Source organism: Pseudomonas sp. R2-60-08W, from assembly GCF_003852335.1.
In the GTDB taxonomy this organism is placed as follows: domain Bacteria; phylum Pseudomonadota; class Gammaproteobacteria; order Pseudomonadales; family Pseudomonadaceae; genus Aquipseudomonas.
In genome coordinates, this window is sequence record NZ_CP027731.1 from 975,245 (window position 1) to 995,964 (window position 20,720).

A 20,720-nucleotide genomic window follows, 5' to 3' on the forward strand; every position below is an offset into this window, starting at 1 on the left:
GTTCCACAAAAACGCCCAGCCTCCTCACGGAGCTGGGCGTTTTTTATTGCCTGCGATTTATGCACATTTTTCGCCGTGACAACTTGCCACATCCACAGACCCCCTATACTACAAGGCCTGGGGGTGGTGGCCCGGGCAATTCCCTTGTCATCCGTGGGGCTTTTCATTACCATCCGTCAAAATTTTTATAAGTAAAGATTCAACACTTAGTAGACGCCTGATTTAACAGGCCAAAAAGCTGATGGGAGAGGACTGAATGAGCAATGACGGCGTGAATGCAGGCCGGCGTCGCTTCTTGGTAGCAGCCACATCCGTGGTGGGTGCTGCAGGAGCGGTGGGGGCTGCGGTCCCGTTCGTGGGGTCATGGTTTCCCAGTGCCAAGGCGAAAGCCGCAGGTGCACCGGTGAAGGTGAATGTCAGCAAGATCGAGCCAGGGCAGCAGATGATTGCTGAATGGCGCGGCCAGCCGGTATTCATTGTTCGTCGTACCGAGGAAATCCTGGGGAATCTGAAAAAGATCGAAGGCCAGTTGTCTGACCCTAAATCCGAGAATTCCGACCAGCCCGCCTACGCCAAGAACGAAGTGCGCTCGATCAAGCCAGAGATTCTGTTGCTGGTAGGTCTGTGTACCCACCTGGGTTGCTCACCCACCTTTCGCCCGGAAGTCGCCCCTGTCGACTTGGGCAAGGACTGGGTCGGCGGTTATTTCTGCCCGTGTCACGGTTCCCATTACGACCTTGCCGGCCGTGTCTACAAGTCTCAGCCCGCGCCCCTGAACCTGCCGGTTCCTCCGCATACCTACGAAACTGACGACCTCATTGTCATTGGCCTCGATAAGGAGAACGCGTGATGAGCAAGTTCATGGATTGGGTGGATGCGCGTTTCCCCGCCACCAAAATGTGGGAAGACCATCTCAGCAAATATTACGCGCCAAAAAACTTCAACTTCTTCTACTTCTTCGGCTCCCTGGCACTGCTGGTACTGGTCAACCAGATCGTCACCGGCGTGTGGTTGACGATGAGCTACACGCCGTCTGCGGAAGAGGCGTTCGCCTCCGTCGAATACATCATGCGTGACGTCGAGTACGGCTCGATCCTGCGCCTGCTGCACTCCACCGGCGCGTCGGCGTTCTTCATCGTCGTCTACCTGCACATGTTCCGTGGCTTGCTCTATGGCTCGTACCAGAAGCCGCGCGAACTGGTGTGGGTGTTCGGCATGCTGATCTACCTGGCGCTGATGGCCGAAGCGTTCATGGGCTATCTGCTGCCGTGGGGCCAGATGTCGTACTGGGGTGCCCAGGTGATCATCTCGCTGTTCGGGGCGATCCCGGTGATCGGCAACGACCTGACCCAGTGGATCCGTGGTGACTACCTGATCTCCGGCATCACCCTGAACCGCTTCTTCGCCTTGCACGTTGTCGCCTTGCCGATCGTGATCCTGGGCCTGGTGGTGCTGCACATCCTGGCGCTGCATGAAGTGGGCTCCAACAACCCGGATGGCGTGGATATCAAGAAGCATAAGGATGAGAACGGCATCCCACTCGATGGCATTCCATTCCACCCTTATTACACCGTGAAAGACATTGTCGGCGTGGTCGTGTTCCTGTTCGTGTTCTGCTCGATCGTGTTCTTTTTCCCGGAGATGGGTGGTTATTTCCTCGAGAAGCCTAACTTCGAACAAGCCAACGCGTTCAAGACGCCCGAGCACATTGCCCCGGTCTGGTACTTCACGCCGTTCTACGCAATCCTGCGGGCGATCCCCGACAAACTCATGGGCGTGATCGCCATGGGCGCGGCGATCGCGGTGCTGTTCGTGCTGCCGTGGCTGGACCGCAGCCCGGTCAAGTCCATGCGCTATAAGGGTTGGCTGAGCAAGATCTGGCTGTGGGTGTTCTGCATTGCATTCGTGATCCTGGGTGTGCTGGGCGTATTGGCGCCGACCCCTGAGCGCACGTTGCTGTCGCAGGTCTGCACCTTCCTGTACTTCGCCTACTTCATTCTGATGCCGTTCTACACCCGGCTCGAGAAGACCAAACCGGTTCCGGAAAGGGTGACTGGCTGATGAAAAAATTATTTGTTGCATTAGTGCTTGCGGCCCTGCCGCTTCTGTCTTTGGCTGCCGAGCATGGCGCGGAACTGGAAAAGGTCGACATCGACGTCGCCGATAAAGCCGCTTTGCAAGATGGTGCACGTACCTTTGCCAACTACTGCATGGGCTGCCACAGCGCCAAGTTCCAGCGCTACGAGCGGGTTGCCGATGACTTGGGCATCCCCCATGAGTTGATGCTGGAGAAACTGGTATTCACCGGAGCCAAGATCGGCGACCACATGAACATCGGCATGAAACCGGCGGACGCCAAGGCCTGGTTCGGTGCAGCACCGCCCGACCTGACCCTGGTGGCGCGCGTGCGTGGCACCGACTGGCTCTATGGCTACCTCAAATCCTTCTACGAAGACCCCGCCCGCCCTTGGGGCGTGAACAACAAAGTGTTCCCGAACGTCGGCATGCCTAACGTTCTGGTCGGCCTGCAGGGGCGCCAAGTGGTAGGATGCAAGCAAGTCCAGGTCGTTGAAGACGGCAAGAAGCAATATGATCCGTTGACCGGCACGCCGCTGACCCATGAGGCGTGCGATCAACTGACCATCGTGCCCAAGACCGGCACGCTGAATGAAGAGCAGTTCGACGAGAAGGTCAAGAACCTGGTGACCTTCCTGGCCTACTCGGCCAACCCGGTCAAACTGCAGCATCAGCGCATCGGTACCTACGTCTTGCTGTACCTGGCTTTCTTCTTCGTATTCGCCTATCTGCTCAAACGCGAGTACTGGAAGGATGTGCATTGATCCAACCGTAAGCAATTGCTGTTAATCTTGCGCGCCCAGCGGCATCTCTGAACACATAGCGTCGGTTGTTCCGGACGTTACAGAGGTGCTCCCTGGGCGCGCTCGTTTTTGAGCTTTCGATAATTTCAACAAGCGAGGAGGACCGCCATGGGCGTGACCAACCGGTTGGCCTGTTACTCCGACCCCGCCGACCACTATTCCCACCGAGTACGCATCGTGCTCGCAGAGAAGGGTGTCAGCGCCGAGATCATTAGTGTGGAAGCGGGCCGTCAGCCGCCGAAACTGATCGAAGTGAACCCTTACGGCAGCTTGCCCACCCTGGTCGATCGCGACCTGGCGTTGTGGGAGTCAACCGTGGTGATGGAATACTTGGATGAGCGTTATCCGCATCCGCCTTTGCTGCCGGTGTACCCGGTGGCGCGCGCCAACAGCCGCCTGCTGATCCATCGGATTCAGCGTGACTGGTGCCGGCTGGTGGATGTGATTCTGGATTCACGCAGCAAAGAGCCGGCCCGTGTCGTGGCGCGCAAGGAATTGCGCGAAAGCCTGACCGGCGTTTCGCCGCTGTTCGCCGACAAGCCTTTTTTCCTCAGTGAGGAACAAAGCTTGGTGGATTGCTGCCTATTACCCATACTCTGGCGCTTGCCGATTATGGGCATTGAACTGCCGCGGCCTGCCAAGCCGCTGCTTGATTACATGGAGCGCCAGTTTGCGCGTGAGGCTTTCCAGGCGAGTCTGTCTGGTGTCGAACGCGATATGCGCTAAGGCTTAAGGAGCCGCTGATGAACTCCAGTCGACCCTACCTGGTCCGCGCGCTCTATGAGTGGATTGTGGACAACGATTGCACCCCGCACATGCTGGTCAATTCCGAATTTCCTGCGGTGCAGGTTCCGCAGGGTTTTGCCAGTGACGGACAGATTGTATTGAACGTATCGCCCAGTGCCGTGCGCCACCTGCACATGGACAACGAAGCGGTCAGCTTCGAAGGGCGTTTCGGCGGTGTGCCGCATACGCTGTTTGTGCCGATTGGCGCCATCCTCGGGATTTATGCCCGTGAGAATGGCCAAGGCATGGTGTTCGATCTGGAGTCGCCTTTCGAGGATGACGAAACGATCGAAGGCGAAGGCGGCGATGATGTGCCGCCACCTGATAACGAGCCACCGCGCCCTACGGGCCGGCCGAGCTTGAAAGTGGTGAAGTAAGCGGCTGTTGTCTTCGGGCGAGCCTGAAAAATGCCTCGGCGGTTGCCGGGGCATTTTTTTGTCTGCCGCGCAGAAGTGAAAGTCTCGACAGGAACGGTGATCGTACAACCGCCATGGGCTATGATGCGTCTTCAGTTCGCCGAGAAAGATGATCCATCATGGAAAACGCCAACGCCGCCCCACGTCTGCCCCGCAAGCGCCGCAGCCTTGCCCAGGAATTGGTCACGGTGTTGTCCGAACAAATCCGCGACGGCCAGCTCAAGCGTGGCGACAAGCTGCCCACTGAGTCGGCGATCATGGATGCCCATGGTGTGAGTCGTACCGTGGTGCGCGAGGCCATCTCGCGCTTGCAGGCGGCGGGGCAGGTGGAGACGCGTCACGGTATCGGTACGTTTGTATTGGACACGCCAAGCCCGAGCGGTTTCCGGATCGATCCGGCCACCGTGGTGACGTTGCGCGATGTGTTGGCGATTCTCGAATTGCGGATCAGCCTGGAAGTGGAATCGGCAGGCCTGGCCGCCTTGCGCCGCAGTGACGAGCAACTGGCAGCCATGCGTGCGGCCCTCGATGCCTTGAATGAAAGCGCGGCCCACGCGGGTGATGCGGTGGCGTCAGACTTTGCGTTCCACCTGGAAATAGCGCTGTCCACCGGCAACCGTTATTTCACCGACATCATGACCCACCTGGGCACCAGCATCATTCCGCGTACCCGCCTGAATTCGGCGCGTCTGGCCCATGATGACCAGCAGCATTACATGGGACGCCTGAGTCGCGAACACGAAGAGATTTATGAGGCGATCGCGCGCCAGGATTCGGACGCGGCGCGTGCGGCGATGCGGTTGCATTTGACGAATAGTCGGGAGCGGCTGCGCCATGCACATGAAGAGGCAGAGGCGCAGCGTGGGTAAAGTTGGGCTACGGGAATAGATTAGGGGACTGCTCCAGGTAAATGACAATTTGGTTATTTACCTCGTCAAAAACCTTGCGCCTAACAATTTGTAAGCCAGCTATAGGATCGTTGACCTCGTCGCCAATTTGGGGCTCATAATCCAGCGAGCGTGGCGTTTTACCTGCGGTGCTTACTTTAAAATTCTTACTCATGGGTCACCTCCAACGTTATGAGAAGTAGCGTGCCTCCAATACCGCACCGTCTCTAGACTCGTTCACACGGTGATCGGGAAGTCGAATCCAGGTTATGACTGAAAGTGAGTAGAGCACTACTGTCAGAATTGACAGTAGTGACGGACGGTTCATGCCGCGTGAGGCATTGAAATAAAAATTGGGGCTGCCTCGAGTACTGCGCCCACAGGTCACGGATTGCCCGCTCGATCTCTCAACTGACTTCCCACGTCAACCAGGCACTACTCAACTCCTCCCTAAGTGAACACTGACGATTTGCAGTTGACGAATCTTTTTATAGTTGTACGATGACGTACGACATCACCAAAACCAACAATAACCTTTCGACAGAAAGTCTTTACCCAGGGTGTTCGAATAATGAATCCACAAGAACTGAAGTCCATCCTCTCCCACGGTCTGCTGTCTTTTCCGGTGACCGATTTCAACGCCCAGGGTGACTTTCACCAGGCGGGCTATATCAAGCGTCTGGAATGGCTTGCCCCATACGGCGCCACCGCGCTGTTCGCTGCGGGCGGCACCGGTGAGTTTTTCTCCCTGGCCGCCAGCGAATATTCCCAGGTTGTGAAGACCGCTGTTGATACCTGCGCCACCAGCGTGCCGATTCTTGCCGGTGTCGGCGGCGCGACCCGTCAGGCCATCGAGTACGCTCAAGAGGCCGAGCGCCTGGGTGCCAAGGGCCTGCTGCTGCTGCCGCACTACCTGACTGAAGCCAGCCAGGACGGGGTTGCCGCCCACGTTGAAGCGGTGTGCAAATCGGTCAAGATCGGCGTGGTGGTGTACAACCGCAATGTCTGCCGCCTGACCGCGCCGCTGCTCGAGCGCCTCGCCGAGCGTTGCCCGAACCTGATCGGCTACAAGGATGGCCTGGGTGACATCGAGTTGATGGTGTCGATCCGCCGTCGTCTCGGCGACCGTTTCAGCTACCTCGGCGGCCTGCCGACCGCAGAGGTTTACGCCGCTGCCTACAAGGCCCTGGGCGTGCCGGTGTACTCCTCGGCGGTGTTCAACTTCATCCCGAAAACCGCGATGGATTTCTACCACGCGATTGCCAAGGATGATCACGCCACTGTCTCCAGGATCATCGACGATTTCTTCCTGCCCTACCTGGACATCCGTAACCGCAAGGCCGGTTACGCCGTGAGCATCGTCAAGGCGGGTGCGAAAATCGCCGGCTATGACGCCGGCCCGGTGCGCACCCCGCTGACCGACCTGCTGCCGGAAGAATACGAAGCCCTGGCCGCGCTGATCGACAAGCAAGGCGCGCAATAACTTATCAACAAGGCCGCTGAGCAATCAGCGGCCTTTTGCGTCAGGAGAAGATTCGTGTCCCAAGCAAAACGTTTCGAGAACTACATCAACGGTGAATGGGTTACCGGCACCGACTACTGCACCAATATCAACCCGTCGGACCTTTCCGATGTGATTGGCGAATACGCCAAGGCCGATGTCGCCCAAGTCAACGCCGCTATCGAGGCCGCTCGCGCCGCATTTCCGGCCTGGTCCACCTCCGGCATCCAGGCGCGCCATGATGCGCTGGACAAAGTCGGCAGCGAAATCCTCGCCCGCCGCGAAGAGCTTGGCACCCTGCTGGCCCGGGAAGAGGGCAAGACCCTGCCCGAAGCCATCGGTGAGGTGACCCGCGCCGGTAACATCTTCAAATTCTTCGCCGGTGAATGCCTGCGCCTGTCCGGCGACTACGTGCCGTCGGTGCGCCCGGGCGTCAATGTAGAAGTTACCCGTGAAGCCCTCGGCGTGGTCGGCCTGATCACCCCCTGGAACTTCCCGATCGCCATCCCGGCCTGGAAAATCGCCCCGGCCCTGGCCTATGGCAACTGTGTGGTGATCAAGCCGGCCGAACTGGTGCCCGGCTGTGCCTGGGCCCTGGCCGACATCATTTCCCGCGCCGGTTTCCCTGCCGGGGTGTTCAACCTGGTGATGGGCAGCGGCCGCGTCGTGGGCGATGTGTTGGTCAACAGCCCGAAAGTCGACGGCATCAGCTTCACCGGTTCGGTGGGCGTGGGCCGTCAGATCGCTGTCAGTTGCGTGTCGCGCCAAGCCAAGGTGCAGCTGGAAATGGGCGGCAAGAACCCGCAGATCATTCTCGACGACGCCGACCTCAAGCAGGCAGTCGAGCTGTCGGTGCAGAGCGCGTTCTACTCCACCGGCCAGCGTTGCACTGCATCCAGCCGCCTGATCGTCACCGCCGGCATCCACGACCAGTTCGTCGCGGCCATGGCCGAGCGCATGAAGTCGATCAAGGTCGGCCACGCACTCAGCAGCGGTACCGACATTGGCCCGGTGGTCTCCCAGGCCCAGTTGGACCAGGACATGAAGTACATCGACATCGGCCAGAGCGAAGGTGCGCGGCTGGTCAGCGGTGGCGGTCTGGTGACCTGCGATACCGAAGGCTACTACCTGGCGCCGACGCTGTTTGCCGACAGCGAAGCCGCCATGCGCATCAGCCGTGAAGAAATCTTCGGCCCAGTGGCTAACGTGGTGCGCGTGGCCGACTACGAGGCGGCGCTGGCCATGGCCAACGACACCGAATTCGGTTTGTCGGCGGGCATTGCCACTACGTCGTTGAAGTACGCCAACCACTTCAAGCGTCATTCCCAGGCCGGCATGGTCATGGTCAATTTGCCCACCGCTGGCGTGGATTACCACGTTCCGTTCGGTGGCCGTAAGGGGTCGTCCTACGGTTCGCGTGAGCAAGGTCGCTATGCGCAAGAGTTCTACACCGTGGTGAAAACCAGCTACATCGGCTCGTAACACGCGACACAGACTCGCATCCCTGTAGGAGCGAGCTTGCTCGCGAAAAAACTCAAGGGCACCGCGTGCATCCTGAATGCCCGCGTATTCGTTGACGCTTTTCGCGAGCAAGCTCGCTCCTACAGGGGGCGGCACACAACAAGACAATTACCCGCAAAAAAAATAATTAGTGGGAGTACTTCTACATGCAAGCGACCAAGCCGACCCACGTCCGCTATTTGATCCTGCTCATGCTGTTCCTGGTGACCACGATCAACTACGCCGACCGTGCAACTATTGCCATCGCCGGTTCCAGCCTGCAAAAAGACCTCGGCATCGACGCGGTCACCCTCGGTTACATCTTCTCTGCATTCGGTTGGGCCTACGTCGCCGGGCAAATTCCCGGCGGTTGGCTGCTCGACCGGTTCGGCTCGAAAAAAGTCTATGCCCTGAGCATCTTCACCTGGTCACTGTTCACCGTGCTGCAAGGCTACGTCGGTGAGTTCGGTATCTCCACGGCCGTGGTTGCGCTGTTCATGCTGCGTTTCATGGTGGGCCTGGCCGAAGCGCCTTCGTTCCCCGGTAACGCACGTATCGTCGCGGCCTGGTTCCCGACCGCCGAGCGCGGTACGGCTTCGGCGATCTTCAACTCGGCGCAGTACTTCGCCACCGTGTTGTTCGCGCCGCTGATGGGCTGGATCGTCTACAGCTTCGGCTGGCAGCACGTGTTTATCGTGATGGGGGCGATTGGCATCGTGTTCTCGCTGATCTGGCTGAAAGTTATCCACAGCCCGCGCCAGCATCCGATGATCAACACCGCCGAGCTCGATTACATCGCGGCCAACGGCGCGATGGTGGACATGGACCAAGACAAGGGCAAGGGTAAGAAAACCGACGGACCGAAGTGGGATTACATCCGCCAGTTGCTGACCAACCGCATGATGCTGGGCGTGTACCTGGGCCAGTATTGCATCAACGGCATCACCTACTTCTTCCTGACCTGGTTCCCCGTTTACCTGGTGCAAGACCGTGGTATGACCATCCTCAAGGCGGGTTTCATCGCCTCGCTGCCGGCCATCTGCGGGTTTATCGGCGGCGTGCTGGGCGGGGTGATTTCCGACTACCTGCTGCGCAAGGGCCATTCCCTGACCTTCGCTCGCAAGGCGCCGATCATTGCCGGCCTGCTGGTGTCCAGCAGCATCATTGCGTGTAACTACGTCGACGTTGAATGGATGGTGGTGGGCTTCATGGCGCTGGCCTTCTTCGGCAAGGGCGTTGGCGCACTGGGCTGGGCGGTGGTGTCCGACACCTCGCCGAAACAAATCGCCGGCCTCAGTGGTGGCTTGTTCAATACCTTCGGTAATCTTGCCTCCATCACCACGCCGATTGTGATTGGCTACATCATCAGCACCACCGGCTCGTTCAAATGGGCCCTGGTATTCGTGGGCGCCAATGCGTTGGTGGCGGTGTTCAGCTACCTGGTCATCGTCGGCCCGATCAAGCGTGTAGTACTCAAAGAGCCGCCAGCCAAGGGCCCTGAGTTGACCAACCTAACCGAAGCGCATTCCTGAGGTTCGTGTGATGCAGTTGATTGAACATGCCGACTCGCCGCGCTCGATTCGTTTGCACGAGCGCGACAATGTAGTGATCGTGGTGAACGACCAGGGCGTCCCGGCCGGCACCGAGTTTCCGGATGGCCTGGTCACTGTGGAGTTCATCCCGCAGAGCCACAAGGTGACCCTGGAAGACATTCCCGAAGGCGGCCAGATCATTCGCTATGGCCAGACCATTGGCTACGCGCTGGCGCCGATCCCGCGTGGCAGCTGGGTGCAGGAAGACCAGTTGCGCATGCCCACCGCGCCGCCGCTGGACAGCCTGCCGTTGTCCACCGAGGTGCCTGGAACCCAGGCGCCGCTGGAGGGTTTTACCTTCGAGGGCTACCGCAACGCCGATGGCACCGTGGGCACGCGTAATATCCTCGGGATCACCACCACGGTGCAGTGCGTGACCGGCGTGCTGGACCATGCCGTCAAGCGCATCAAGGATGAATTGCTGCCCAAGTACCCGCACGTCGATGACGTCGTGGCGCTGACCCATAGCTACGGCTGCGGCGTGGCGATCACGGCCACGGACGCCTACATCCCGATCCGTACCGTGCGCAACCTGGCGCGCAACCCGAACCTGGGCGGCGAAGCCCTGGTGATCAGCCTGGGCTGCGAGAAATTGCAGGCCGGACAAGTGATGCACGACAACGACAGCTCCGTCGACCTGAGCGAGCCTTGGCTGTACCGATTGCAGGATTCCAGCCACGGCTTTACCGAGATGATCGAGCAGATCATGGCGCTGGCCGAGGTGCGCTTGAAAAAGCTCGACCAGCGCCGCCGCGAAACGGTGCCTGCGTCCGAGCTGATCCTGGGCATGCAATGCGGCGGCAGTGATGCTTTTTCCGGCATCACCGCCAATCCGGCGCTGGGTTATGCGTCAGACCTGTTGTTGCGTGCCGGGGCCACGGTGATGTTTTCCGAAGTGACGGAAGTCCGTGACGCTATTTACCTGCTGACGTCTCGGGCGCAGAGCAAAGAAGTGGCCCAGGAGCTGGTCAGAGAAATGGACTGGTACGACCGTTACCTGGCCAAGGGCGAGGCGGATCGCAGCGCCAATACCACGCCTGGTAACAAGAAGGGCGGGTTGTCGAACATCGTCGAGAAGTCGTTGGGCTCCATCGTTAAATCCGGCAGCAGCGCGATCAACGGCGTGCTCGGCCCTGGCGAGCGCGTCAAGGGCAAGGGCCTGATTTTTTGCGCAACCCCGGCCAGTGACTTTGTGTGCGGCACCTTGCAACTGGCGGCGGGCATGAACCTGCACGTGTTCACCACCGGGCGTGGCACACCTTACGGCCTGGCGATGGCACCGGTGGTGAAGGTGTCGACACGCACCGAGCTGGCCCAGCGCTGGCCGGACCTGATCGATATCGACGCCGGGCGCATCGCCACCGGGCGCGCGAGTATCGAAGAGCTGGGTTGGGAGTTGTTTCACTTCTACCTGGATGTGGCCAGCGGCAAGAAGCAGACGTGGGCGGAGCGGCACAAGCTGCATAACGACATCACGTTGTTCAATCCGGCGCCGATTACCTGAGACCGAGTCGCCTGCATCGGGGGCAAGTCGAATCGTCGCACCGCCCCTCCCACACTCGACCGCATTCCTACAGATAAATGCGGTCAAAATGTGGGAGGGGGCTTGCCCCCGATAGCGGTCTACCAGGCACCATCGAGCTGTATGGCTTATCATTAGCCAACTAACGACGCTCACCAAGGTTCTCCCCGGCATGCTGGCAATCTTCCTCACCACGCTCACCATCACCGCGCCGGTGTTCGCCATGCTCTTCCTCGGTGTGCTGCTCAAGCGCATCCGCTGGATCAACGACAACTTTATCCATACCGCCTCGTCCCTGGTGTTCAACGTCACCATGCCGGCGCTGTTGTTTCTCGGCATCCTGCATGCCGACCTGCATTCGGCGCTCAAGCCGGGTTTGCTGATTTACTTTGCCGTGGCCACGCTGGTGAGCTTTGCCATGGCGTGGGGCTGGGCGATTCTGCGCTGCAAGCGCGAAGACCGCGGCATCTACACCCAGGGCGCGTTTCGCGGCAATAACGGCGTGATCGGCCTGGCGCTGGCTGCCAGCATGTACGGCGACTACGGTATCTCCCTCGGGGCGATCCTCGCGGCACTGGTGATCCTGTTCTACAACACCCTGTCGACCATTGTGCTGGCGGTGTACAGCCCGGTGATCAAGTCCGACCCATGGAGCATCTTCAAGAGTGTGGTGGCCAACCCGCTGATCATCAGCGTGTTCGTCGCGGCGCCGTTCGCCTATTTCCAGATCGGCCTGCCCGGCTGGCTGGAAAAATCCCTGCAGTACCTGGCCGACACCACCTTGCCGTTGGCGTTGATCTGCATTGGCGGCACCCTGTCTCTGGCGGCGCTGCGCAAGAGCGGCAAGATGGCATTGAGCGCGAGCCTGATGAAGATGGTCTGGCTGCCGGTGATCGCCACAGGCGGCGCGTGGCTGCTGGGGTTCCGGGGGCCGGAGCTGGGGATTTTGTTCCTGTACTTTGGCGCGCCGACGGCGGCCGCAAGCTTCGTGATGGCCAGGGCCGCCGAAGGCAATCATGAACTGGCGGCAGCGATTATCGTGATCACCACGCTGATGGCGGCGGTGACCACCAATATCGGGATCTTCGTGTTGCAAGCCGGTGGCTGGATTTAAGCTCTTTTCTGAGCGGCTATTGCGATTCTCTCTTGTGTTGGCGGTGCCAGGCGCGCAGCGACGTGAACAACAGCCCCACCCCTAACGCCGGCAAGACGTAAAACAGCATCAAGTGCTCAAGCTTGGTGGCCAAGGGCATGCCGGTGGTAAACGCCATGACATGCAGGCCATACGCCAGGTACAGCCCCAGCAACACCAGGCCTTCGGCCCGCGTGACGCGGTAGCCGGTATAGAACACCGGCAGGCACAGGACGATGGCGCCGAGCATGACCGGCAGGTCGAAGTCCAGCGCGTTGGGCGAGACCGACAGCGGCGCAGGCGCCACCAGGGCGGTGAAGCCCAGCACTCCCAGCAGGTTGAACAGGTTGCTGCCGATCACATTGCCCACGGCAATCTCGCGCTCGCCACGCAGGGCGGCAATCAACGAGGTGGCGAGGCAGGGCAGCGAAGTGCCGACGCCGATCAGCGTCAGGCCGATGACGCGCTCGGACAAGCCCAAATCGCCCGCCACCTCCACGGCCGCACCCAGCAGCAAATGCCCGGCCAGCACCAGCACCAACAACCCGCCGAGCATCAACAGCACGCTGCTCAGCCAGGGTGCCTTGGTCATGCTGGCCAGCGTGCGTGGACGACGGGAGTGGCGCGTCTGGTAGTGCAGCACGCCAAGGTAGGCCAGCAGCGCAACCAGCAGCACCAGGCCGTCGAACGGCGTCAGCGCCTCGTTGGCAGCCAGGACGAACACCAGCAGGCCGGCGACGATCATCACCGGAATATCCAGACGCACCAAATGGCGCGACACCCGTAACGGAATGATCAGCGCGGACAGGCCCAGGGTGACGAGGATATTGAAGATGCTGCTGCCGATCACGCTGCCCACGGCAATATCGGTGTTGCCGGCCAGGGTGGCCTGCAGGCTGACGGCCATCTGTGGCGCACTGCTGCCGAAGGCCACGATGCTCAGGCCGATGATCAACGGCCGCACCTTGAGGCTGGCGGCCAGGCGCACTGCGGCCCGCACCAGGATTTCAGCGCCGACGATCAACAGCAGCAAGCCGCTGACCAGTTCGAGCAGGCTCCAGGGTGAGAGGGCGTTCAATCCAAAAATGCTCAAGGCTGCCTCGATCAGTTGTTCATGGCTTGCAAACGAACCCGTGCGGTGCCGCTGCCGAGCATACGCAGTTGCTCGGCGGCCTTGCGTGAAAGGTCGATCAGGCGGCCGCGGGTGTGGGGGCCGCGATCATTGATACGCACCACCACAGACCGGTTGTTGTCGAGGTTGGTCACCTTGACCTGGGTACCGAAGGGCAAGCGCCGGTGGGCGGCGGTCAGGCCGTTCTGGTTGAACGCTTCACCGCTGGCGGTGCGTTTGCCATGGTGCTTGGCGCCGTAATAGGAGGCGGTGCCGGTTTCGTCGTAGCCGTTGGGGTCGATGAGGCCGTTGGCGCAACCGGTCAGCAGGGAAAAGACAGCCAGGAGGCCGAGTAGACGCTTCATTCCAGGTATTCCCGTATCAAATGTGGGAGGGGGCTTGCTCCCGATAGCGGTGGGCCAGTCACTGATGTGTTGACTGAATCACCGCTCTCGGGAGCAAGCCCCCTCCCACAGGAGGTCCGAGTCGAGCATGGAAACTCACTCGGCTCCTTCACCGCTATCAGCCTTCGAGCTTGCTTTTGAGCAATTCGTTGACCTGTTGCGGGTTGGCTTTGCCTTTGGATGCTTTCATCGCCTGGCCAACAAAGAAGCCGAACATCTTGCCGCGCTTGGCTTCATCAGCCGCGCGATATTGTTCGACCTGCTCGGCGTTCGCCGCGAGCATTTCATCGAGCACGGCCGAAATAGCGCCGCTGTCGGTGACTTGCTTGAGGCCACGCTTCTCGATGATGTCATCGGCGCTGCCTTCACCGGCGGCCATCGCTTCGAACACGGTCTTGGCGATTTTGCCGGAGATGGTGTTGTCCTTGATGCGCAGCAGCATGCCGCCCAGTTGTTCGGCGCTAACCGGTGCTTCGTCGATTTCCAGGCCTTGCTTGTTCAACAGGCTGCCCAGTTCGACCATCACCCAGTTGGCCGCCAGCTTGGCGTCGCCGGCAATGCTCACGACCTTTTCGAAGTAGTTGGCTTGCTCACGGCTGGACGCCAAGACGCTGGCATCGTAGACCGACAGGCCGAACTGCGCCTGGAAACGTTCGCGCTTTTGCTGTGGCAGTTCCGGCAGGGTGGCGCGGATATCATTGAGGAACGAGTCCTCCAGCACCACCGGCAGCAGGTCCGGATCGGGGAAGTAACGGTAGTCGTTGGCTTCCTCCTTGCTGCGCATGGCGCGGGTTTCGTCTTTGTTCGGGTCGTACAGGCGCGTTTGCTGGATGACTTTGCCGCCGTCCTCGATCAGTTCGATCTGGCGACGCACTTCGCTGTTGATCGCCTTCTCGATGAAGCGGAAAGAGTTGACGTTCTTGATCTCGCAGCGGGTGCCGAACTCGACCTGGCCTTTGGGGCGGATCGACACGTTGCAGTCGCAACGTAGCGAACCTTCAGCCATGTTGCCGTCGCAGATACCCAGGTAGCGCACCAGCGCGTGGATTGTCTTGACGTAGGCCACGGCTTCCTTGGCGCTGCGCATGTCCGGCTCGGAGACGATCTCCAGCAACGGCGTGCCGGCACGGTTCAGGTCGATCCCGGTGGCGCCGGGGAATTCTTCGTGCAGGCTCTTGCCGGCGTCTTCTTCAAGGTGCGCACGGGTCACGCCGACACGTTTGATGGTGCCGTCTTCCAGCGGGATGTCCAGGTAGCCCTTGCCGACGATCGGCAGCTCCATCTGGCTGATCTGGTAGCCCTTGGGCAGGTCCGGGTAGAAGTAGTTCTTGCGCGCGAACACGTTGTGCTGGCCGATCTGGGCGTCAATCGCCAGGCCGAACATCACCGCCATGCGCACCGCTTCCTGGTTCAGCACCGGCAGCACGCCGGGCATACCCAGGTCGACCAGGCTGGCCTGGGTGTTGGGTTCTGCGCCGAACGTGGTGGCGCTACCGGAGAAAATCTTCGATTGGGTGGCGAGCTGGGTATGAATCTCCAGCCCGATCACAACTTCCCATTGCATAGTGTTCTCCTCAGAAGCCGGTAGGGGTGCGGGTGTGCCAGTCGGTGTTCAACTGGTACTGGTGCGCCACATTGAGCAGGCGGCCTTCCTGGAAATACGGGGCAAGCAATTGCACGCCGACCGGCAGGCCATCGACGAAACCGGCGGGCATGGACAAGCCCGGCAAGCCCGCGAGGTTGGCGGTGATGGTGTAGAGGTCTTCCAGATACTCGGCGATCGGGTCGCCGGTCTTGGCGCCGATCTTCCAGGCCGGGTTCGGCGTGGTCGGGCCGAGGATCACGTCGACTTCTTCAAAGGCTGCCATGAAGTCGTTCTTGATCAGGCGACGGATTTTCTGCGCCTTGAGGTAGTACGCGTCGTAGTAGCCAGCCGACAGGGCGTAGGCCCCGACCATGATCCGGCGTTGTACTTCCACGCCGAAGCCTTCGCCACGGGAGCGCTTGTACAGGTCGGTGAGGTCTTTCGGGTTTTCGCAGCGATAGCCGAACCGCACACCGTCGAAACGCGACAGGTTGGAGGAGGCTTCAGCCGGGGCGATCACGTAGTAGGCGGGAATCGCGTGCTGGTTGTTCGGCAGGCTGATGTGCTTGATCACGGCGCCGAGCTTTTCCAGCTCTTTGATGCTGTTGTGCACCAAGTCGGCGATACGTGGGTCGAGACCGGCGCTGAAGTATTCCTTGGGCACGCCGATGCGCAGGCCCTTGAGCGACGTGTTCAGGCTGGCGCTGTAGTCCGGCACCGGCTCATCGATGCTGGTGGAATCCTGTTTATCGAAACCGGCCATACCTTGTAACAATATCGCGCAGTCTTCAGCCGTGCGGGCCAGCGGGCCGCCCTGATCGAGACTCGACGCGTAGGCGATCATGCCCCAGCGGGACACGCGACCGTACGTCGGCTTCAAACCGGTGAGGTTGGTGAAGGCTGCCGGTTGGCGGATCGAGCCACCGGTGTCGGTGGCCGTGGCGGCCGGCAGGAAGCGCGCGGCAACGGCGGCGGCCGACCCGCCGGACGAACCGCCGGGTACGTGGTCCAGGTTCCACGGGTTTTTCACCGCGCCGTAGTAGCTCGACTCGTTGGCCGAACCCATGGCGAATTCGTCCATGTTGGTCTTGCCCAGGGTCACGGCCCCGGCGGCGGCCAGCTTGGACACTACGGTGGCGTCGTAGGGCGCCTTGAAGTTGTCGAGCATCTTCGAGCCGCAACTGGTGCGAATGCCCTGGGTGCAGAACAGGTCTTTGTGGGCGATCGGGGCGCCCAGCAGCGCGCCGTTCTCACCGTTGGCGCGACGCAAGTCGGCGGCCTTGGCCTGGCTCAGGGCCAGCTCTTCGGTGAGGCTGATGAAGCTGTTGACCTTGGGATCCAGCGCGGCGATGCGCGCCAGCAGGGTCTTGGTCAGCTCTTCGGAAGAAAATGTTTTGTCGGCGAGACCGCGGGCGATCTCGGCCAGAGTCATGTGATGCATGAAAGGCTCTTTCCCTTTAGTCGATGACTTTCGGAACCAGGTACAGGCCGTTTTCGACCGCTGGCGCGATGGACTGGTAGGCCTCGCGGTTATTGCGCTCGGTCACGACGTCTGCGCGCAGGCGCTGACTGGCTTCCAGCGGGTGAGCCAGGGGCTCGATGCCGTCGGTGTCGACGGCCTGCATTTGGTCAACCAGCCCGAGAATGCTGTTCAGGGCTGCGGTGGTCTGTGGAAGATCGGCGTCATTGAGGCCAAGCGAGGCCAGATGCGCGATTTTTTCCACGTCGGAGCGTTCAAGCGCCATGGGATTCTCCAGTGGAAAACAGAACGGAAGGCGTCCGTGTGTTAGATTGTCGGAACACTACCGCATTTCTACGGTCATAAGGCCGCGATTGTGGGGGTTGGTGCACAGAAAGTCGGCCAATTTAGCACATTGGCGCCTTGCCCAAAATCCCTGTCGTTGTTAGAGTTTGCCGCACTTTTTTACCCACGCGTTGCCTAGGGTCCCTTTCCCATGTTCAAGAAACTGCGTGGCATGTTTTCCAGCGATCTTTCCATTGACCTGGGCACTGCCAACACCCTTATTTACGTGCGCGAGCGCGGTATCGTCCTGAATGAGCCATCGGTTGTGGCCATTCGGACCCATGGTAATCAGAAAAGTGTCGTTGCCGTTGGCACCGAGGCCAAGCGCATGCTCGGCCGAACACCAGGCAATATTGCTGCCATTCGTCCGATGAAAGACGGCGTGATCGCCGACTTCAGTGTCTGCGAGAAGATGCTGCAGTACTTCATCAACAAGGTTCACGAAAATAGTTTCCTGCAGCCCAGCCCTCGTGTGCTGATCTGCGTCCCGTGCAAATCCACCCAGGTGGAGCGTCGTGCCATCCGTGAATCGGCCCTTGGTGCCGGTGCCCGCGAGGTGTTCCTGATCGAAGAGCCGATGGCCGCCGCAATCGGCGCCGGCCTGCCGGTTGAAGAAGCCCGCGGTTCGATGGTGGTGGATATCGGTGGTGGTACCACCGAGATTGCCCTGATTTCCCTGAACGGTGTGGTGTATGCCGAATCCGTGCGTGTCGGCGGCGACCGCTTCGACGAAGCGATCATCACCTATGTGCGTCGTAACTACGGCAGCCTGATCGGCGAATCCACCGCCGAGCGCATCAAGCAGGAAATCGGCACCGCTTACCCGGGCGGCGAAGTTCGCGAAGTCGATGTTCGCGGCCGCAACCTGGCCGAAGGCGTGCCACGTGCCTTCACCCTGAACTCCAATGAAGTGCTGGAGGCTCTGCAAGAGTCCCTGGCCACCATCGTTCAGGCGGTGAAGAGCGCCCTGGAGCAGTCGCCGCCGGAGCTGGCTTCCGATATCGCCGAGCGTGGCCTGGTACTGACCGGTGGTGGCGCCTTGCTGCGCGACCTCGACAAGTTGCTGGCCCAGGAAACCGGCCTGCCGGTGATCGTCGCCGAGGACCCGCTGACCTGCGTGGCGCGTGGCGGTGGTCGTGCACTGGAAATGATGGATAAACACACCATGGACCTGCTTTCCAGCGAATAAGCTTGTCTGGATGGTTCATGCTCGGTCGGCAGGCAGCACTTTGCAGTGCTGCCTGCTGGCGTTTATCTTCTTCAATCTGCATCCAGGCCGGTTTGATGCCGTATGAATAAAGAGAACATTTGCCTGGGAGGAGCGGCCTATTAAACCGCTCTTCGCCAAAGGCCCCTCATTGGGCGTGCGCTTGTTGGTGCTGACCGTGCTTTCGGTCGCGCTGATGGTGGTCGACGCCCGTTTTGCGCTGCTCAAGCCTGTGCGTAGCCAGATGTCGCTGGTGTTGATGCAGACTTACTGGATCACCGACCTGCCGCAACGTCTCTACCAGGGCGTGGCCAGCCAATTCGGCAGCCGCACCGAGCTGGTTGCCGAGAACGAAAAACTCAAGACCGAAAACCTGCTGTTGCAGGGCCGCATGCAAAAGCTCGCGGCCCTTACCGAGCAGAACGTGCGGCTGCGCGAGTTGCTCAACTCTTCGGCATTGGTCAACGAAAAGGTCGAAGTGGCTGAGTTGATCGGCATGGACCCCAACCCCTTTACCCATCGGATCATCATCAACAAGGGTGAGCGCGACGGCGTGGTCCTTGGCCAGCCGGTGCTCGATGCCCGTGGCCTGATGGGCCAGGTGGTTGAATTGATGCCCTACACCTCGCGCGTCTTGCTGCTGACAGACACCACCCACAGCATTCCGGTGCAGGTCAATCGTAACGGTTTGCGCGCGATTGCCAGCGGCACCGGTAACCCGGAACGCCTGGAGTTGCGGCACGTGGCCGACACCGCCGACATCAAGGAAGGCGACCTGCTGGTCAGCTCCGGCCTGGGTCAGCGCTTCCCGGCGGGTTACCCGGTGGCGACGGTCAAGGAGGTCATCCACGATTCCGGCCAGCCGTTTGCCATTGTGCGTGCCGTACCGACCGCCGCGCTGAACCGCAGCCGCTATCTGCTGCTGGTGTTCAGCGATAACCGCACCCCGGAAGAGCGCGCCAATGACGCCGCGCAGGCCCAGGAAGCGGAAGACAAGCAGAACGGCACCGCGCCTGTGATTCCCGCCACCGTGCCGAAACCGGCGTTCGTGGGGCCACCGGCGCCTGCGGTCGTACCCGCAACTGCAGCGCCTGTCGCCACACCGGCCAAACCCGCGGCACACAGTGCACGCCCGGCGAAACCGGCGGCGACCACCGCGCCTGCCGCCAGGCCTGCGACAACCGCCCCGGCCACCACGCGGCAGAGGGAGGAATAATGGCCAGTACTCATTCGCGCAATGGCTGGATTGTCTGGCTGACCTTCGCCATCGGCCTGTTGCTCAGCGTTTCACCGCTGCCACAATTCATGGAAATCCTGCGCCCGCTGTGGCTGGCGTTGCTGCTGGCATTCTGGTCGTTGAACCTGCCGCACAAGGTAGGCATGGTCACGGCGATGTGCCTGGGCTTGGCGGAGGATGTGCTCTATGGCACCTTGCTCGGCCAGAACGCGTTGATCCTGACCCTGATCACCTTCCTGGTGCTGTCGTTGCAGCAGCGCTTGCGCATGTTCCCGATGTGGCAGCAGTGCCTGGTGATCCTGGTGATCTTCGGCCTGGCGCAGTTGGTTCAGCTCTGGCTCAGCGCCCTGACCGGCAATCGCCAGCCTACTCTCGCGCTGGTATTGCCGGCCCTGGTCAGTGCATTGCTGTGGCCTTGGGTCAGCTTCGGCCTGCGCGGGCTACGTCGTCGCTACAAAATCAATTGACGGATTGCGAGGCTCTGCCTGGTTACCGAACCCTACAGGGAGAGTCTGCAATGAATATGCTTTATCTGGCCTCGGGCTCCCCGCGGCGACGTGAGTTGTTGACCCAGATCGGTGTGCCTTTCACCGTGGTCAGCGCCGCCATCGATGAAACGCCTCTTATTGACGAAACCCCCGTCGCCTATGTCGAGCGCCTGGCTCGAAGCAAGGCAGCGGCGGGTCTGGCTGCGCTCGAGCACAGCGCCGGCATTTGCGTGTTGGGTGCCGATACCGCTGTGATCGTGGATGGCAAGATTCTTGGCAAACCGGTGGATCAGGCCGATGCCTTGGCGATGTTGATGGCGTTGGCAGGGCGCGAGCATGAAGTCCTCACGGCCATCGCCCTTACCGACGGCCAGCGCTGTGAAACCCGCTGTGTAAGCAGTCGCGTGGGGTTTCGTGAGATTTCTGCCCAGGAGGCTACGACCTACTGGCACAGTGGCGAACCCCAGGACAAAGCCGGCGGCTATGCTATCCAGGGGCTGGGCTCGGTGTTCGTGAGCGGACTCAATGGCAGCTATTCCGCCGTGGTCGGCCTGCCGGTGTGCGAAACCGCGCAACTGCTAGGCCGATTCGGCATACCCTGTTGGCAAAACCTTACCGCGCGCTGAACGCCTCTACTTGCGCGCCAAGCCATAAGCGATCGGTCACTAT

Annotated in this window: 21 protein-coding genes; 15 read left to right on the top strand and 6 right to left on the bottom strand. The window is 60.6% G+C overall.

All coding sequences use genetic code 11. The features are described 5' to 3' along the window. Positions 1–256 precede the first annotated feature (256 nt). From petA to C4J90_RS04305, 6 genes are all read left to right on the top strand, one after another. Complete coding sequence (gene petA, locus C4J90_RS04280; protein ID WP_034118089.1) at positions 257–850, top strand: ubiquinol-cytochrome c reductase iron-sulfur subunit; 594 nt, start codon at positions 257–259, stop codon at positions 848–850. After that, positions 850–2,061 (top strand): cytochrome bc complex cytochrome b subunit, encoded by a 1,212-nt coding sequence (locus tag C4J90_RS04285; RefSeq protein WP_003171746.1) that lies wholly within the window; start codon positions 850–852, stop codon positions 2,059–2,061. The genes petA and C4J90_RS04285 overlap by 1 nt, the downstream gene beginning before the upstream one ends. Next, positions 2,061–2,840, top strand: a complete 780-nt coding sequence (locus C4J90_RS04290) for a cytochrome c1 (protein WP_057724540.1) — start codon at positions 2,061–2,063, stop codon at positions 2,838–2,840. Before C4J90_RS04285 ends, C4J90_RS04290 begins: the two co-directional genes overlap by 1 nt. Positions 2,841–2,987: 147 nt before the next feature. Further along, on the top strand, positions 2,988–3,605 hold the full coding sequence (locus C4J90_RS04295; protein ID WP_124361287.1) for a glutathione S-transferase N-terminal domain-containing protein: 618 nt from the start codon (positions 2,988–2,990) through the stop codon (positions 3,603–3,605). A gap of 17 nt (positions 3,606–3,622) precedes the next feature. After that, on the top strand, positions 3,623–4,042 hold the full coding sequence (locus tag C4J90_RS04300; RefSeq protein ID WP_124361288.1) for a ClpXP protease specificity-enhancing factor: 420 nt from the start codon (positions 3,623–3,625) through the stop codon (positions 4,040–4,042). Between the two features lie 158 nt (positions 4,043–4,200). Then, positions 4,201–4,950, top strand: a complete 750-nt coding sequence (locus tag C4J90_RS04305) for a FadR/GntR family transcriptional regulator (protein WP_016971564.1) — start codon at positions 4,201–4,203, stop codon at positions 4,948–4,950. Between the two features lie 7 nt (positions 4,951–4,957). Here C4J90_RS04305 and C4J90_RS04310 read toward each other — a convergent pair whose 3' ends face one another. Next, positions 4,958–5,143: a hypothetical protein gene (locus tag C4J90_RS04310; RefSeq protein ID WP_124419291.1), complete on the bottom strand. Its 186-nt coding sequence runs from the start codon at positions 5,141–5,143 to the stop codon at positions 4,958–4,960. Positions 5,144–5,539: 396 nt separating this feature from the next. Here C4J90_RS04310 and kdgD point away from each other — a divergent pair, with 396 nt between their 5' ends. The 5 genes from kdgD (at position 5,540) to C4J90_RS04335 (ending at position 12,197) form a co-directional block, all read left to right on the top strand. Then, positions 5,540–6,451, top strand: a complete 912-nt coding sequence (gene kdgD, locus C4J90_RS04315) for a 5-dehydro-4-deoxyglucarate dehydratase (RefSeq protein WP_057724545.1) — start codon at positions 5,540–5,542, stop codon at positions 6,449–6,451. Between the two features lie 54 nt (positions 6,452–6,505). After that, positions 6,506–7,951 carry an aldehyde dehydrogenase family protein gene (locus C4J90_RS04320; protein WP_124361291.1) on the top strand — a complete coding sequence of 482 codons (1,446 nt, stop codon included), beginning with the start codon at positions 6,506–6,508 and terminating at the stop codon, positions 7,949–7,951. A gap of 185 nt (positions 7,952–8,136) precedes the next feature. After that, positions 8,137–9,501 (top strand): MFS transporter, encoded by a 1,365-nt coding sequence (locus C4J90_RS04325; RefSeq protein WP_124361292.1) that lies wholly within the window; start codon positions 8,137–8,139, stop codon positions 9,499–9,501. 10 nt (positions 9,502–9,511) lie between these two features. Continuing rightward, a complete protein-coding gene (gene garD, locus C4J90_RS04330; RefSeq protein ID WP_124419292.1) occupies positions 9,512–11,065 on the top strand; it encodes a galactarate dehydratase in 1,554 nt (517 codons plus the stop codon). Positions 11,066–11,255: 190 nt separating this feature from the next. Next, on the top strand, positions 11,256–12,197 hold the full coding sequence (locus C4J90_RS04335; protein ID WP_124361294.1) for an AEC family transporter: 942 nt from the start codon (positions 11,256–11,258) through the stop codon (positions 12,195–12,197). Positions 12,198–12,213: 16 nt separating this feature from the next. Here the strand turns inward: C4J90_RS04335 and C4J90_RS04340 are convergent, their stop codons facing one another. The 5 genes from C4J90_RS04340 to gatC form a co-directional block, all read right to left on the bottom strand. Continuing rightward, entirely contained in the window at positions 12,214–13,269 is a 1,056-nt protein-coding gene (locus C4J90_RS04340; protein ID WP_164488033.1) for a calcium/sodium antiporter, read from the bottom strand. Between the two features lie 50 nt (positions 13,270–13,319). Then, the gene (locus C4J90_RS04345; protein ID WP_124413859.1) at positions 13,320–13,691 is read right to left on the bottom strand and encodes a septal ring lytic transglycosylase RlpA family protein; all 372 of its coding nucleotides are present in this window, start codon (positions 13,689–13,691) and stop codon (positions 13,320–13,322) included. A 157-nt stretch (positions 13,692–13,848) separates the two neighbouring features. Further along, complete coding sequence (gatB, locus tag C4J90_RS04350; protein ID WP_124406282.1) at positions 13,849–15,294, bottom strand: Asp-tRNA(Asn)/Glu-tRNA(Gln) amidotransferase subunit GatB; 1,446 nt, start codon at positions 15,292–15,294, stop codon at positions 13,849–13,851. A gap of 10 nt (positions 15,295–15,304) precedes the next feature. Continuing rightward, positions 15,305–16,756 carry an Asp-tRNA(Asn)/Glu-tRNA(Gln) amidotransferase subunit GatA gene (gatA, locus tag C4J90_RS04355; protein ID WP_124419293.1) on the bottom strand — a complete coding sequence of 484 codons (1,452 nt, stop codon included), beginning with the start codon at positions 16,754–16,756 and terminating at the stop codon, positions 15,305–15,307. A gap of 16 nt (positions 16,757–16,772) precedes the next feature. Then, positions 16,773–17,060, bottom strand: a complete 288-nt coding sequence (gene gatC / locus C4J90_RS04360) for an Asp-tRNA(Asn)/Glu-tRNA(Gln) amidotransferase subunit GatC (protein ID WP_005784804.1) — start codon at positions 17,058–17,060, stop codon at positions 16,773–16,775. Positions 17,061–17,270: 210 nt separating this feature from the next. On the opposite strand from gatC, the gene mreB reads away from it, so the two are divergent. The 4 genes from mreB to C4J90_RS04380 all read left to right on the top strand — a co-directional run bounded on the left by mreB (position 17,271) and on the right by C4J90_RS04380 (position 20,677). Further along, positions 17,271–18,308: a rod shape-determining protein MreB gene (gene mreB / locus C4J90_RS04365; RefSeq protein ID WP_002555108.1), complete on the top strand. Its 1,038-nt coding sequence runs from the start codon at positions 17,271–17,273 to the stop codon at positions 18,306–18,308. 139 nt (positions 18,309–18,447) lie between these two features. Further along, entirely contained in the window at positions 18,448–19,542 is a 1,095-nt protein-coding gene (gene mreC, locus C4J90_RS04370) for a rod shape-determining protein MreC (protein WP_124419294.1), read from the top strand. Beyond that, on the top strand, positions 19,542–20,030 hold the full coding sequence (mreD, locus tag C4J90_RS04375; RefSeq protein WP_124361299.1) for a rod shape-determining protein MreD: 489 nt from the start codon (positions 19,542–19,544) through the stop codon (positions 20,028–20,030). Before mreC ends, mreD begins: the two co-directional genes overlap by 1 nt. A gap of 50 nt (positions 20,031–20,080) precedes the next feature. Further along, the gene (locus tag C4J90_RS04380) at positions 20,081–20,677 is read left to right on the top strand and encodes a nucleoside triphosphate pyrophosphatase (RefSeq protein WP_124419295.1); all 597 of its coding nucleotides are present in this window, start codon (positions 20,081–20,083) and stop codon (positions 20,675–20,677) included. Positions 20,678–20,720 lie beyond the last annotated feature (43 nt).

Excerpts from the sequence above, each read along its gene's own strand:
- petA (WP_034118089.1), top strand. The coding sequence starts at position 257 with ATGAGCAATGACGGCGTGAATGCAGGCCGGCGTCGCTTCTTGGTAGCA.
- gatC (WP_005784804.1), bottom strand. The coding sequence starts at position 17,060 with ATGGCGCTTGAACGCTCCGACGTGGAAAAAATCGCGCATCTGGCCTCG.
- garD (WP_124419292.1), top strand. The coding sequence starts at position 9,512 with ATGCAGTTGATTGAACATGCCGACTCGCCGCGCTCGATTCGTTTGCAC.
- C4J90_RS04290 (WP_057724540.1), top strand. The coding sequence starts at position 2,061 with ATGAAAAAATTATTTGTTGCATTAGTGCTTGCGGCCCTGCCGCTTCTG.
- gatB (WP_124406282.1), bottom strand. The coding sequence starts at position 15,294 with ATGCAATGGGAAGTTGTGATCGGGCTGGAGATTCATACCCAGCTCGCC.
- mreB (WP_002555108.1), top strand. The coding sequence starts at position 17,271 with ATGTTCAAGAAACTGCGTGGCATGTTTTCCAGCGATCTTTCCATTGAC.
- C4J90_RS04285 (WP_003171746.1), top strand. The coding sequence starts at position 850 with ATGAGCAAGTTCATGGATTGGGTGGATGCGCGTTTCCCCGCCACCAAA.
- C4J90_RS04335 (WP_124361294.1), top strand. The coding sequence starts at position 11,256 with ATGCTGGCAATCTTCCTCACCACGCTCACCATCACCGCGCCGGTGTTC.
- C4J90_RS04345 (WP_124413859.1), bottom strand. The coding sequence starts at position 13,691 with ATGAAGCGTCTACTCGGCCTCCTGGCTGTCTTTTCCCTGCTGACCGGT.
- kdgD (WP_057724545.1), top strand. The coding sequence starts at position 5,540 with ATGAATCCACAAGAACTGAAGTCCATCCTCTCCCACGGTCTGCTGTCT.
- C4J90_RS04300 (WP_124361288.1), top strand. The coding sequence starts at position 3,623 with ATGAACTCCAGTCGACCCTACCTGGTCCGCGCGCTCTATGAGTGGATT.
- C4J90_RS04310 (WP_124419291.1), bottom strand. The coding sequence starts at position 5,143 with ATGAGTAAGAATTTTAAAGTAAGCACCGCAGGTAAAACGCCACGCTCG.
- C4J90_RS04380 (WP_124419295.1), top strand. The coding sequence starts at position 20,081 with ATGAATATGCTTTATCTGGCCTCGGGCTCCCCGCGGCGACGTGAGTTG.
- gatA (WP_124419293.1), bottom strand. The coding sequence starts at position 16,756 with ATGCATCACATGACTCTGGCCGAGATCGCCCGCGGTCTCGCCGACAAA.
- mreD (WP_124361299.1), top strand. The coding sequence starts at position 19,542 with ATGGCCAGTACTCATTCGCGCAATGGCTGGATTGTCTGGCTGACCTTC.
- C4J90_RS04305 (WP_016971564.1), top strand. The coding sequence starts at position 4,201 with ATGGAAAACGCCAACGCCGCCCCACGTCTGCCCCGCAAGCGCCGCAGC.
- C4J90_RS04295 (WP_124361287.1), top strand. The coding sequence starts at position 2,988 with ATGGGCGTGACCAACCGGTTGGCCTGTTACTCCGACCCCGCCGACCAC.
- C4J90_RS04325 (WP_124361292.1), top strand. The coding sequence starts at position 8,137 with ATGCAAGCGACCAAGCCGACCCACGTCCGCTATTTGATCCTGCTCATG.